The 13,167-nt window shown below is 64.7% G+C and carries 15 protein-coding genes; 11 read left to right on the top strand and 4 right to left on the bottom strand.

All coding sequences use genetic code 11. The features are described from left to right. Window positions 1-66: 66 nt before the first annotated feature. The 6 genes from MJO58_RS12335 to MJO58_RS12310 all read left to right on the top strand — a co-directional run bounded on the left by MJO58_RS12335 (window position 67) and on the right by MJO58_RS12310 (window position 5,222). On the top strand, window positions 67-1,548 hold the full coding sequence (locus MJO58_RS12335; RefSeq protein ID WP_434086347.1) for an alpha/beta hydrolase: 1,482 nt from the start codon (window positions 67-69) through the stop codon (window positions 1,546-1,548). 17 nt (window positions 1,549-1,565) lie between these two features. Then, entirely contained in the window at window positions 1,566-1,721 is a 156-nt protein-coding gene (locus MJO58_RS12330; protein ID WP_239723491.1) for a hypothetical protein, read from the top strand. Between the two features lie 10 nt (window positions 1,722-1,731). Then, window positions 1,732-1,980, top strand: coding sequence for a hypothetical protein (locus MJO58_RS12325; protein ID WP_239722976.1), 249 nt, complete (start codon window positions 1,732-1,734; stop codon window positions 1,978-1,980). 28 nt (window positions 1,981-2,008) lie between these two features. Further along, window positions 2,009-3,712 (top strand): serine/threonine-protein kinase PknH/PknJ, encoded by a 1,704-nt coding sequence (locus MJO58_RS12320; RefSeq protein ID WP_239722975.1) that lies wholly within the window; start codon window positions 2,009-2,011, stop codon window positions 3,710-3,712. A 91-nt stretch (window positions 3,713-3,803) separates the two neighbouring features. Next, on the top strand, window positions 3,804-4,607 hold the full coding sequence (locus MJO58_RS12315) for a transglutaminase-like domain-containing protein (protein WP_090601728.1): 804 nt from the start codon (window positions 3,804-3,806) through the stop codon (window positions 4,605-4,607). 165 nt (window positions 4,608-4,772) lie between these two features. Next, window positions 4,773-5,222 (top strand): DUF5994 family protein, encoded by a 450-nt coding sequence (locus MJO58_RS12310; protein WP_090601727.1) that lies wholly within the window; start codon window positions 4,773-4,775, stop codon window positions 5,220-5,222. A gap of 29 nt (window positions 5,223-5,251) precedes the next feature. On the opposite strand, the gene MJO58_RS12305 is transcribed toward MJO58_RS12310, so the two are convergent. Further along, entirely contained in the window at window positions 5,252-5,803 is a 552-nt protein-coding gene (locus MJO58_RS12305; RefSeq protein WP_350355911.1) for a DUF5994 family protein, read from the bottom strand. Between the two features lie 452 nt (window positions 5,804-6,255). Between MJO58_RS12305 and MJO58_RS12300 the strand changes: the two genes are divergently transcribed. The 3 genes from MJO58_RS12300 (at window position 6,256) to MJO58_RS12290 (ending at window position 7,350) form a co-directional block, all read left to right on the top strand. Beyond that, window positions 6,256-6,756, top strand: coding sequence for a DUF5994 family protein (locus tag MJO58_RS12300; protein ID WP_139043267.1), 501 nt, complete (start codon window positions 6,256-6,258; stop codon window positions 6,754-6,756). A gap of 97 nt (window positions 6,757-6,853) precedes the next feature. Then, the gene (locus tag MJO58_RS12295) at window positions 6,854-6,988 is read left to right on the top strand and encodes a hypothetical protein (protein WP_259608758.1); all 135 of its coding nucleotides are present in this window, start codon (window positions 6,854-6,856) and stop codon (window positions 6,986-6,988) included. 158 nt (window positions 6,989-7,146) lie between these two features. Then, window positions 7,147-7,350: a cold-shock protein gene (locus MJO58_RS12290; RefSeq protein WP_085225497.1), complete on the top strand. Its 204-nt coding sequence runs from the start codon at window positions 7,147-7,149 to the stop codon at window positions 7,348-7,350. Between the two features lie 4 nt (window positions 7,351-7,354). Here the strand turns inward: MJO58_RS12290 and MJO58_RS12285 are convergent, their stop codons facing one another. Together MJO58_RS12285 and MJO58_RS28800 are read right to left on the bottom strand one after the other, a co-directional pair. Beyond that, a complete protein-coding gene (locus MJO58_RS12285; RefSeq protein WP_239722974.1) occupies window positions 7,355-8,677 on the bottom strand; it encodes a fatty acid desaturase family protein in 1,323 nt (440 codons plus the stop codon). Between the two features lie 271 nt (window positions 8,678-8,948). Further along, window positions 8,949-9,158 carry a DUF6131 family protein gene (locus MJO58_RS28800; RefSeq protein ID WP_350355917.1) on the bottom strand — a complete coding sequence of 70 codons (210 nt, stop codon included), beginning with the start codon at window positions 9,156-9,158 and terminating at the stop codon, window positions 8,949-8,951. A gap of 56 nt (window positions 9,159-9,214) precedes the next feature. On the opposite strand from MJO58_RS28800, the gene MJO58_RS12280 reads away from it, so the two are divergent. Beyond that, window positions 9,215-10,087 (top strand): NYN domain-containing protein, encoded by an 873-nt coding sequence (locus MJO58_RS12280; protein ID WP_239722973.1) that lies wholly within the window; start codon window positions 9,215-9,217, stop codon window positions 10,085-10,087. Here MJO58_RS12280 and MJO58_RS12275 read toward each other — a convergent pair. Then, complete coding sequence (locus MJO58_RS12275; protein WP_090601723.1) at window positions 10,080-11,282, bottom strand: fatty acid desaturase family protein; 1,203 nt, start codon at window positions 11,280-11,282, stop codon at window positions 10,080-10,082. The genes MJO58_RS12280 and MJO58_RS12275 overlap by 8 nt on opposite strands. A gap of 444 nt (window positions 11,283-11,726) precedes the next feature. Between MJO58_RS12275 and MJO58_RS12270 the strand changes: the two genes are divergently transcribed. Further along, complete coding sequence (locus MJO58_RS12270) at window positions 11,727-13,163, top strand: WS/DGAT/MGAT family O-acyltransferase (RefSeq protein WP_239722972.1); 1,437 nt, start codon at window positions 11,727-11,729, stop codon at window positions 13,161-13,163. The last annotated feature ends 4 nt before the right edge of the window (window positions 13,164-13,167 follow it).

The following is a 13,167-nucleotide window of genomic DNA, read 5'->3' as shown; positions in this document are numbered from 1 at the left end:
GGGGGCAGCGGGCCCCGCCGGGAACATCGGTTGAATGTGTTCCGGGATGGTTAACAATCCATCACAATGGATCGCGTGACACCGCCGGCGCCGGATGCCACCGGGCAGTTAATCGCCAGTAGCCATACCTCGCTGATGCACGGCTGGGTACCGATCACCGTCCAAGTCGTCACCGCGATCGTGCTGGTGCTGGCCGTTGGCTGGCGTTCCCGGCGCTGGCGGGCGGTGTGCTTGCCGCTGGCGGCCGCGATCGGTGGGGCCGCGGCGTATGGAACGCACTGGTACGTCGTCGATCAGGGCCTGTCCGATGAACCCGCGCCGGCCGCGCTGTGGCTGTGGACCGCGGTCGCCGGCATGGCCGGGGCGGTGCTGCTGCTGGGCTGGCGCGGCGTACCCGCCTGGCGGCGCGGTGCTGCCCTGGTCTCGGTACCGTTGTGCCTGCTGTGCGCCGCGCTGATGCTCAATCTGTGGGTCGGCTACTTCCCCACCGTGCAGTCCGCGTGGGGTCAGCTCACCTCCGGCCCGCTGCCCGACCAGACCGATCGGGCCACCGTTACCGCGATGGCGGCGAAGGGAAGCCGGCCGGCACACGGCAGCGTGGTGCCGGTGGTCATCCCGTCGTCCGCCTCGCACTTCAGGCACCGCGGCGAGCTGGTGTACCTGCCGCCCGCATGGTTCGCCTCTAGCCCACCGCCGGCGCTGCCGACGGTGATGATGATCGGCGGACAGTTCAATACACCGGCCGACTGGACGCGGGCCGGCAATGCGATCAAGACGATCGACGACTTCGCCTCGACCCACCGCGGCGAGGCCCCGGTGCTGGTATTCGTGGATTCCGGCGGGGCTTTCAACAACGACACCGAGTGCGTCAACGGCGTCCGCGGCAACGCCGCCGACCACCTCACCAAAGATGTTGTCCCGTATATGGTTACCAGCTTCGGCGTCAGCGGAGACCGGGCCAACTGGGGCGTGACCGGCTGGTCCATGGGCGGCACCTGCGCGGTGGACTTGACCGTCATGCACCCCGACATGTTCAGCGCGTTCGTCGACGTCGCGGGTGACTTCTTCCCCAACGCCGGCACCAAGGCGCAAACCATCAGCCGGCTGTTCGGCGGAAACGCCGACGCGTGGGCGTCGTTCGACCCGAGCACGGTGATCCGCCGGCACGGCCCGTACCACGACGTGTCCGGCTGGTTCGCGATCTCGTCGGATGGCGGGCCCGCCACACACGCCGTCGCGGACACCGCGGCGATGCGGCTGGCGCAGCGCGAGGCCGCCGCCAACCCGAGCAACCAGACCGCGGCCGCCTACTCACTGTGTGCGCTCGGCCGTGCCAATGGCATCGACTGCGCGGTGCTCCCCCAGCCCGGCAAGCACGACTGGCCCTTCGCCGACCGCGTCTTCGCGGCCGCGCTGCCGTGGCTGGCCGGCCGGCTGGGCACGCCCGGCGTGCCGCGGGCTCCGTTGCCCGGTACACCGCCAGCCGAGGCGACGACGGTCGCGCCGGTGGTGGTTCCGGCCCAGCATGCCAACACCGCGTCCAGGTAACCGCTGGATGGCATTCAGTGCGCGGGGCGGCGCTGTTCGCGCTGGTAGCCGCCCGCCGCCGTCGATTGGCGCCCGCGGCGATCGCTACCGCGCTGCAGATGTCGCTCGTCTATTGGGAGCAGATGGTGCGCTATCTCGAGCGTGAGGGGCCGGACGCAGCCACCCGGCAGTAGCGTGACAACCATGCCCGACGAACCAGCAAACCCCGGTACCGCCCCGCCCGACCCCGGGTACGACAGCGCGGGTGTACCGACTTTCGACTCGGTGCGTGAGAAAATCGAAACCCGCTACGCGGCGTCACTGGGCGACGCGGAACTCGACGCCGAATCCCCGGAGGGTCGCTCCGCCGACGAGCAGTACGACGAGCGCCAGCGCGCCGCGGCCGAACGGCTGGCGCAGATCCGCGAGTCGATGCGCGCGGATGAGGGTTAGGGCCGTTGCTTGACGCCGGGGGGCATCGATGAGTGAAACGCGCGTTGGGAGCCGGTTCGGGCACTACCAGCTGCGCCGACTGCTGGGCCGCGGCGGGATGGGCGAGGTCTACGAGGCTTACGACTCCGTCAAAGACCGCGTGGTGGCGCTCAAGCTGGTGTCCGAGCAGGTCGGTTCCGACGACGTCTTTCGCCGCCGCATGCAGCGGGAAGCGCAGACCGCCGGCCGGCTGGCCGAACCACACATCGTGCCCATCCACGATTACGGCGAAATCGACGGCCAGCTGTTCATCGACATGCGCTTCATCGAGGGCAAGGACGTCGGCTCGGTGCTGCGCAGCGGACCGCTGCCCCCGCCGCGCGCGGTCGCCATCGTCGAGCAGATCGCGTCCGCGCTCGACGCCGCCCACCGCGCCGGCGTCATCCATCGCGACATCAAACCGGAGAACATCCTGCTCACCGAGGGCGACTTCGCCTACCTGGTCGACTTCGGCATCGCCGCCGCGGCCACCGACCAGCGGGTGACCAAAACCGGTGCCGCCGTGGGCAGTTGGAACTACATGGCGCCGGAGCGATTCGGCAAGCAGGACCCCACCTACCGCGTCGACATCTACGCGCTGGCGTGCCTGCTGTATGAATGCCTCACGGGTGCAACACCTTTCCAGACCGACAGCCTCAGCAGCCTGATGGCCGCGCACATGATGGAGCCGATCCCGCGGCCCAGCCAGCGTAATCCCGCGATCCCGGCGGCATTCGACGCGGTCATCGCCCGCGGGATGGCGAAAAACCCCAACGACCGCTACGCCACCGCGGGCGATCTTGCGCAGGCGGCCCTGCACGCGCTCAGCACCCCCGACCAGGACCGGGCGACCGACCTGATTCACCACAGCCGGCACTTCGCCCCACCGCCGCAGCCCTGGACCCAACCGGCACCCGTCCCGCCGGCCTGGGTCACCAACCCGCCACCCTGGACGCCGCCTCCACCACCCAAGCGCCGGCTGGGGCTGATGATCGGCGCCATCGCGGTCGTCGTCGCGGCCGTCGCCGGCACCGGGATCTGGGCGGCCGTGCGCAAATCCGGCGCATCGCAACCCGACATCACCACCGGGGCCCCGGCGACCAGCAGCAGCAGCACCCCGTCTCGTGGCGCCGCACCGACAGTGACTCCCGCGCAACTGAATTCGGTGCTGGCGTCACCGGATCTGGTCAACACTCTGCTCAGCACCACCGGCATCGTCGTCGATCACTCCACCACGGACATGACAGATCCCGGCCCCGACAACACCTTGTCCGACGACAGGTGCCTGGGAGCGCTGATCGGCTTCCAGACCAAGACCTACAAGAGCAGTGGCTACACCGCGATGCTGGCCCAGTTGATGGAGAAGCCGCAGAGCAACCCCGGCTACGTGGTGGTGCAGGGTGCGGTGATCTTCGCATCCGCAAACCAGGCTCAGGCGTTCGTGACCGCCCAGGCGGAGCAATGGCGGAATTGCGCCGGGAGAACCGTCACTCAAGTCAACAAGGGAACCACCTCCGAGTGGACATTCCGAGAGATCAGCGGGAATCCGCCGAATATCGCCCTGCAGCACACGTTGGCCAACAGCCCCGTGGTATGTCAGCATGTTCTGTCCGCGGTGTCCAATGTGGTCTTCGACGTCAACGGCTGTGCACCCGGACTGATCAACCAGGCCAGGCAGATCGCCAACGAGATGGCAACTAAGGTTCCCAGCTAAAACGTTGCGGCACAGGCTAATAGCGCTTGGGTAGTCACGAGGGCCGGTCCTGCGGTTGGCGTATCCGGGGCCACTGGCGCAGTATGGCGTTATGAGACGAGAAGTGGGCGTGGAGCTCGAAGTCGAAATCACCGCGGCCACGACGTTGGAGTTTCAAATCGCTGTTGCACCGCATCCAGGCGCGGATGTCTTCGAGTCGCTGCGCTTCGTCTTGAACGGCCAGCAGGTCCACCCGTTGGAAATCAGCGGTGTGCACGGTAACCGTATCCACAAGTTCGATGCCGGGGTCGGGACGCTGAAGGTCGACTACGCGGCCACCGTGGTGGGCCAGACTGATCCCGCTCCGGTGACCGATTACGACCAGTCGATGTATCTGCGGCCCAGCCGCTACGCCGAGGCTGATAAGTTCTATGGTTTTGCCGCAACCGAATTCGGCAACGACCACGATTCGGCAACCCTGCTGGAGCACGTGAGCTCGTGGGTGGGTACCAGGCTGAACTATGTGCCCGGCTCCAGCGATCCGATCGACGGGGCGGTGGAGACGCTGCTCGCCGGCAAAGGTGTGTGCCGCGACTTCGCGCATCTGGTCGTGGCGCTGCTTCGCGCGGTGAAAGTCCCCGCCCGCCTGGTGTCGGTGTATGCCCCCGGCCTGGCCCCCATGGACTTTCACGCGGTGGCCGAGGCTTTCGTCCAGCAGCAATGGCGGGTAGTCGATGCGACGCTGTTGGCGCCGCGGCAAACCCTGGTCCGCATCGCAACGGGTCGTGATGCCTCCGACACCGCGTTTCTCGACAATCACAAGGGCGCGATCACACTCAACCAGCTGGTGGTGACCGCGGTGAGCGATGGCGCCTTGCCCGCGGATTCAATCGATCAACTGGTTTCCATCCGCTGAACGCGCCCCGCCTGCTGATCCCGGTAACCTAGCTCGCCGTCGGCGTTCGCCGGGTGCGCGTAGTGTAGGGGTGGTCTGCGATATCTCGCATGTGGCTATCCAAAGTCGTGTCATCGCGGATTCGATTGATTTGGCTGGTTTCGCAGTCAAGACGGGAGCGTCACGATGACGCTGAAAAGAGACCACACCGACACCGGGCACCGGCATACTCCTCCGATGAATACGCCGCGCCTGAAGCTCAAGCCCAAAGCGCCGCACCAGGGGTATGTCGATGGGGCGTGGTGGCCACATGGTCCGGACTTGACCGCAGAGTTGCCAGATCTGCTCTCCGTGCTGTCAGTTCGACTCGGGCCGATCGGTCGCGTGATCTACAACATGAACGAATGGGCAACGTCGCCTGCAAAATTCACGACCGACGGACGTACGGTACGGCTCGATGGGTACCGCCGCCACCCGATCAATACCGTCGAAGTCATTGGGGTCAATCGCAATAAAATCGCCCTCTTGGTGGTATCACCGGATGCCGACCCGAACCAGGCGCACGCCATCATGATGAGCGCCGCCGCCCCAAGCAATATCTCGACCACCGAAAGCCTCCTGAAGGTGCACTCATAGCGGCAGCCCTCAGGCAACATTACTGGGAATCAACCCAATTCGCTCTTAACCTCAGCACGCCGGGTGCGACGGATTTCAAACACTCGCTCGCCGCGGGCGGCGCGGAGGATGGAGTCGGCGGTCGCGAACGCCCGGGAATCACGATGCACCGACAAGACGGACAGGCCCGCAGACCGGCGCAAGAGCATCACCGCGAGTGCCGTGCCGGTTCGGTAGGGAACGATCAGAATCTTTGCCCGTGCATCGTGGCCAAAAACTGTCATCACGTGCGGGTGGATACCCTGCCACCAGGCCCAATTCAGATCCGGCTGGCGTTGTATCGATGGCCAGTTGACATTGATATCGATCACCTGGCCTAACCGCGCCTCCAAAACAGAGACCAATTCCGGGAGCTCTCGTGAGATCAGCCCGGTACGGGGCCACCACGCCCCATCAATCTTGTTCCCGAGCCCAGATGCAAGAGTGAGCCGCACGGGGCTGGCGGGGTGTCGCGCCTCTAGCACACCCGCGGATACGCTGGTATCCGCCGCTAAATTCTGTTGAGAAGCAATAACATCGACCAATGCATCTGCGCGATTCATGCCGCGGCCCCTCGAGGTTGGAAGCAATCGGCCCGCGAGTCGGGCCGACGGAGGAATCGCATTGCCCGTAGCGCCGACAACGAAACAGCTCAGTAACGACGTTACGCCATTATCTGGTCATGCGTAAGCCTGCAGTCCTCCCACCACGACACACCTTCGTCGACAGCGCCGAATTACACTGCACCGGAGTAGTTTTCGGTCAAGTATGAAAGACCTCGAGAGATAATTCGGGCTCGGAAACACCGCCAGCGCAACGCAGAGGCCGCACCCTTATCGCACACGAAGATTGAGCGTGCGACGACCGGCACCGCGCATCGAATACCACCGTTCGGCGATTCGCGCGTCGTTCCTGCAGACGGGGGAGTTATGCTGTTGCCGTCGTGGGTTTGTCGAGTACCGCTTCCTTCGGTAGCCGTCTGCGATGGCAGAAATTGTTAGACGGGAGCGTCACTGTGGCGCACGTTTCGTCGTCCCCCGCCAGCCCAACCCGATTGACGCTGTGTGAACGCGACCTCAGCCAGGCAGCAGTGGACGGCGTGTGGTGGCCGAAAAGCTTGGACCTGAGCGTGGAGCTACTCGACCTCGTAACGGTGTTCAACTTATGGCTGGGCCGGGTGCGCCGGGTCGTTTACGACCCAACCGCATGGTTGCCCGCCCCGTCGCGGGTTCTCCGCCGCAATGAGATGGTCTCACTTGACCCCTATCGGATGGTCTTCAGCGACACCATCTACCTGAAGGGCGCCAGGTCTCGCGACGCCGTGCTGTTCGTGCTGTCGCCGGCCAGTTCCGCCGACGAAGTGAAGCACCTTCTCGGCGAGGTCACCGCGTCGGCACAACCGATGAATGCCAGCGTGTTGCGGCAAATGGTCCGCCAACGGGCACCCGATTTCGGTCGTGCGTTGGAACCCGCGCCCGCCCTCGGGTGCGGTGTGGATTGGACGCCGGGGCGCTGAGACAGGCCGATGCGGCACCAAAGCCGTTACGTCAACCTCGCAACGGGGCGTACACTCAACAAATCGGGACCACACAGGCCCCCATCGAAGGGCCGTGATGACCGACAAGTCTCCCCGCCAAGCCATGACGAAGAAATCGAGTAAATCCCTGAAAGAGAAGCGCGCCGATAAGCGCGCCAAAGTCGCCCACACTTCGGCGGCTGAGGTGTTGGCGCCGACCAAGAAGCGTTGAGTCGATAGCCCGTCGAAATCCAGCCACATCGTGCAGGCCCGGCGAAATCCTCCGACCTAACGTCGTTGACGTGCGGCGGTGCCTTTGGGCACACCGCGGTCGGGTCAGAATCTTAGGTGCATCCGAATTGCATCTAGTTGAAAAAGAGAGAGAAAAGAATGACACAGGGAACTGTGAAATGGTTCAACAACGACAAGGGCTTTGGCTTCATCGCCCCTGATGACGGCGCAAAGGATGTGTTCGTCCACCACTCGGAGATCCAAGGCAGCGGTTTTCGCTCCCTTGAAGAGAATCAGCGAGTGCAGTTCGAAATCAACCAGGGACCCAAAGGCCCCCAGGCCGTGCAAGTGACCATCGTCTAGCCTTTTAGTACGAAATCCCCTGGGGCGGAGTGGATGTCGTCGCAGTTCGGCGACGAGCAACCGTCGGCCCCGGGGGCTTTTGCAATACCGCATCTCGACGCCATCGTCGGACGGCCGCGATCGCTGTCTTGAGGCCACGGTGACGACCTGTCGCCGGGTCGGTCCCGGCGAAACCGGGCGTCAGCGCGGCAAACATCCGCTCGCTGCGCGTCTCCGCTGCGTCGTCAGCAGTATCGCGCAGGTAGCGGTCCGGCAGTGAGAGTTTGGCGATGGTGCGCCACGTCTTGCCGCACTGCACCAGGAATGAGCCTGTGGTGTAAGGCAAGTCGTACTTGTCGCACAACGCGCGCACTCGCACCGAAATCCCGTGCAACCGGTTACTCGGCAGGTCGGGGTACAGGTGGTGCTCAATCTGGTAGCACAAATTCCCACTCATGAACCGCAGCGTCGGTCCGGCGTCAAAATTGGCACTGCCCAGCATCTGGCGCAGATACCACTGCCCTTTCGATTCGCCGACCATGTCGGTCTTGGTGAATTTCTCTGCGCCGTCGGGGAAATGCCCACAGAAGATCACGGTGTCGGCCCAGACGTTGCGGACCACGTTGGCCGTGAGATTCGCCGTGAGCGTGGATTTGTAGCTCGCGGCGGGCGACAGCGAGGTGAGACCCGGGAACCCGACGTAGTCCTTGACCGCCTGGCGTCCCGCCTTGACCGCCAACTCGCGCACCTGCCGCAGGGTAGTCTCGCGGTCCGCGCCGGGCTTGAGGATCTTGCCTAATTCGATGGGCTGGAAGCCAATTCCCCACTCGAAGCTCAACGCCAGGATGGCGTTGAACAGCAGATTGCCGGCGTTGAACGGCTTCCACGGCTGGTCACGAGTAACCCGGAGGATGGCGTAGCCGATGTCGTCGTCCATTCCGACGATGTTGGTGTATTTGTGATGCTGGAAGTTGTGGGTCGACCGCCAGTGTTTTGACACTCCAGTCATGTCCCACTCCCACGTTGAGGAATGGATCTCGGGGTCGTTCATCCAGTTCCATTGGCCGTGCATGACGTTGTGGCCGATCTCCATGTTCTCGACGATCTTGGCCAGTGCCAGGGTCACCGTTCCCGCCCACCACGCCCAGCGTTTCGAACTAGCGGCCAGCAGGATCCGGCCCGCCCCCTCAAGGCCACGTTGCGCGGCGATGGTGCGACGGATGTAACGCGCGTCGCGCTCACCGAGGGATTCCTCGACGTCCACGCGGATCGAATCCAGCTCGGCGGCCAACGCCTCGATGTCGGGCTCGGTCAGGTGAGCGAAGGCGGCAATGTTACTGATTGCCATGGTTTGTCCTTTCGTAGGGCAGAGTTTCACCGCAGCCCGTATCGCGGAGCCGTCGCCGGGCGCCTGTCGGCAACCGAGGCCGCGGGCGCGACGGGTTTACCTGCGATAGCTGGCTGGGTGGTTGTCTGCACCCAATTGCTTTGCACACCAATGTTATTTGTAGCCTTGGTGAAGTGGGCCTGGCCGGGAGGTTACCCAACGAAGCGAAGTTTGTCGCAACCGGAGCCGCGGCTGACCTGGCCGGGCAGCCGCGCCGAGTAGCTCTGGCTCCTTAGCAGTAGTGGCGGCGGTCGCCCACCGCGGGCCCCATCAGTTCCACCGATGCCAGTAGCGGGCCGGCGAAGAAGAGAAGGACCCCGAAAACCAAAACGACGTGGGTTTGGTTGAAAGTCTCAACAACTAACACGCTACACCCACAACCGGGTGCGCCGTCGTTACTGCCGCACCGGGGCTTGATGCGTTGGACCCGGTGGCGCACCATGACCGGATGGCTGTTCTCCAAACGCTGGCCCCGATAGTCCAGGGGGTGAACGCCGGATGACCGAATCCACCACCACCCGCGTCGCCGTCTACCTCGACTTCGACAACATCGTCATCTCCCGCTACGACCAGGTGCACGGGCGCAACTCCTTCCAGAAGGACAAGGCCAAGGGGCTCGAGGCGGACCGGCTGCAGTCGGCGACCGTCGACGTCGGCGCCATCATCGACTTCGCGTCGTCGTTCGGCACCCTCGTGCTCACCCGCGCCTACGCGGACTGGTCCGCGGACGTCAACGCGGCCTACCACGGCCAGCTCGTGGGCCGCGCGGTCGATCTCGTACAACTCTTCCCGGCCGCTGCTTACGGAAAAAACGGTGCGGATATCCGGTTAGCCGTCGACGCGGTCGAGGATATGTTCCGGTTGCCCGATCTGACCCACGTGGTGATCGTGGGTGGCGATTCGGACTACATCGCGTTGGCGCAGCGGTGCAAGCGGCTCGGCAGATACGTCGTGGGCATCGGTGTGGCCGGTGCCAGCAGCCGGTCCCTGGCCGCGGCCTGCGACGAGTTCGTCACCTACGATGCGCTGCCCGGGATACCCACTGCCGCAGTGCAATCCACCGATCCCAAGAAACGCGGCCGGCGGCAGAGCACCGCTGCAGAGGCCGACGACGCACCGGGCGATGCGCAGGCCGCCGCCACCGGGTTGCTCGAGCGCGCGCTGCGTATCGGGCTGGAGAAGGACGACACCGAGTGGCTGCACAACTCAGCGGTCAAAGCCCAGATGAAGCGCATGGATCCATCGTTCAGCGAGAAGTCGCTGGGCTTCAAATCATTCAGCGATTTCCTGAGGTCCCGCTCCGAGCTCGTCGAACTCGACGAGACCAGCACCACGCGCTTGGTGCGGTTGCGCGCCGATGCGGTCACCTAGTCCGAAGGGCAAGAATTGCGGTCGCCAGTCCGCGCCGCCCCGCGCCGGGGACGTGCGATCGAGGCGCAGTGTTGCGGAACCTGTGCTCGGACGCGGTCTCTGGTGCGTCGTCGGAGGTAGCGGTCAGAAACCGGTCCGGCAGCGCCAGTTTGCAAATCGTACGCACGGTGAGCAGGAACTGGCGATGCAGCGGGCCCGTCGTGTACGGCAGGTCGTAGGTCGCGCACACCTCGCGGACCCGCTCGGCGATTTCGGGATACCGATTGCTGGGCAGATCCGGGAACATGTGGTGTTCGATTTGATAGCAGAGGCTGCCGCTCATGAACCTCATCACCGTCCCGGCCCGAAAGTTCGCGGTACCCAGCATTTGTCGCAGATACCATTCGGGCTTCGTCTCCCCCACCAGCACTGACGGAGCGAACTTTTCCGCCCCATCGGCGAAGTGACCGCAGACAATCACCATGTAGGCCCACACGTTGCGCAGCCCGTTGGCAACCACATTCGCCCCCAGTGTGCGCCACCACCGCCGGTGACTCAGCGCGGGAAACATGACGTAGTCCTTGCCGGCCTGCCGAGCGATCTTGCGGAGCAGCGCGGTTCGGTGAACGGCTTTGGCGGCGCTGGTCGTCTCGCGCTCCTGCACCGAATACAAGCAGTGCAGGGCAACGCCCCACTCGAACAACAGGGCCAGCAGCACCGCGCGCAACGGCTGCATCCAGGCGCGTGGCCGCCACTCCTCGTCTCGAGTCACCCGCAGGATGCCGAAACCGAGGTCGTCGTCGATGCCGACGACGTTCGCGAAAACGTGGTGCTTGTAGTTATGGGAGTTCTGCCACTGGGATGTCAGACCGGCCATGTCCCATTCCCAGGTCGCGGAATGGATCTCCGGGTCGTTCATCCAATCCCATTGACCGTGGCTGATGTTGTGGCCCAGTTCCATGTTCTCGATGCATTTGGCCGCGGCCAGGGCGGCAGTCCCGGCCGCCCAGCCGAACTTGCCCCTGCTGAGTCCGACGACCAGCCTCGCCGCTACTTCCAGAAATCGATGAAAAGCGATGGCGCGCTTGATATATAACCAATCCGCGGCGCCGCGCGACGATTCGATATCGCAGCGAATTTCGTCCAGTGCAGCCCCGAACGCCTCGAGATCCGCGTCGCTCAGATGGGCATATTCCGGAACGTCAGTGATGGCCATTGACGCTCAACGCAATTCGCGCAAGGCCGCGCGGTGTTCGTGCGACAGGGCACGGTCGAGAAAGGCTTGCAGGCCGCAGCATCCTAGGTAACGTCCGATCTTTGGGTGATTCGTTGCGCGCGCGAGAGAAGAATTTGGGCGCGAGGTCAGATAGTCGAGATCGTCTCAATCGGCACAGCAGAACTGTGGGGCCGGGCCACCTCTGTCGAGCGGAATGGCGATGCGCAGCCCACGGACGTCCCAGGAACGTACTGCTCCTGACAGCGGCCGACCCGTGTGATTGGGCACCTGCCCTACCCCCCTAGGCGTTGGTTGATCTCTGAGGCTACATGAGCCGCGCGGTATGCGGATATACGCATGAGCCCCGGTGGCCCGGACCAAATTTTCCGCGCTCCGCCGTAACCGGCCTACGCTGGCCCACAGGAGCGAGCGCAGGGGGCGCCAATGCGGCAACTTAGCTGGACCGACGACATGATGTTGCGCGCGGAGACGCCGGCGACGCCGATACAAATTCAGCTGCTGCTGATTTATGATCCGGCGACCGCTCCGGGCGGCAAGGTGACCTTCAAAGGAATTCTCGAGGAACTCGACGCCCGGTTGCACCTGGCGGATGTCTTTCGTCGCCGGCTCACCGAGTTGCCCGGCGGTTTGCAGCGGCCCTATTGGGTGGACGACCCGAACTTCGATCTGGAATATCACGTCCGGCATATCGGGCTTCCCCACCCCGGCGACTGGCGGCAATTGTGTATCCAGGTCGCGCGGCTCCACGCCCGGCAGGTCGACCTGCGGCGTCCACCCTGGGAGATCACCGTGATCGAAGGACTCGATGCGGTGTCGGGGGTGCCGAAGGGATGCTTCGCCATGGCGTTGAAACTGCACCACTGCGCGGTTGACGGGATGGCCAGTGTTCAGATGATCGCGGCGTTGCACGACCTTGCCGCGGACAGCCCGCGCCCCGCCGGGCCCGACCGTCCCTGGCAGCCCGAACCGCTCCCCTCGACCGCAGCACTACTCTCGCGGGCGACGATCAACGCGGCGCTGTACCCCTGGCGCGCGAGTGGGATTCTGGCCTCCAACGCCCCCAAGGCGGCGCGCGGCCTAGCCGGTCTGCCGGGCAAGCTGATCGGAGGTGCCGTGCGCACGGCCGCGGGTGGCGCGGCACCGTCCTTTCCGCCGAAGACCCGTTTCAACCAGTCGGTGTCGCCGCACCGTGTCTTCGAGGCCCGGTTCCACGATCTCGCCGATTTCAAAAGGATCAAGGCCGCTGTCCCCGGTGCGACGATCAACGACGTGGCACTCGCCTACGTGGGCGGTGCGCTTCGCGCGTACCTGGATGGCCACGGCGAGCTGCCGGACGAACCGCTCGTCGCGGCCTGCCCGATGTCGGTACGCAAGCCAGGCGATGCCACCAGCAACGGAAACGAGTTGTTCGGCCGACTGCAAACGCTCGGAACCGACATCGCCGATCCGATCAAACGGCTCGCGGCCATCGCGGAATCGACCGCCGGGAGCCGCGCCAATGCGGAATCGAATACCACCACTCAACTTCTCGAATTGATTGGCACAGTGCCGACTTCGCTACTCGGAATGACGGCGAAGGCCGCCAGCGCGCTCCCGTTCTCCGGCCCGACGATCGCCAACACGACCGTCACCAATGTTGCGGGCCCCGCCGAACCGCTGTTCTTCAGCGGTGCCCGACTCGTCCGCGCCGCCGGTCTCGGACCGCTCGTGGGCGGCGCAAACCTCATCCACGTCGTCGCCAGCTATAACGGGACGCTGTCGATCAGCGCGACCGCCGATCGCGACGCCCTGCCGGACCCGGCGCGGTACGCCGCGTGCATGGACGAGTCGTTTGGCGAGTTGTTCTCTGGCGCAGGCTAATCGG

Source organism: Mycobacterium lentiflavum (genome assembly GCF_022374895.2).
GTDB classification, from domain to species: Bacteria; Actinomycetota; Actinomycetes; order Mycobacteriales; family Mycobacteriaceae; genus Mycobacterium; species Mycobacterium lentiflavum.
This window is presented reverse-complemented; position numbering and strand designations above follow the sequence as displayed.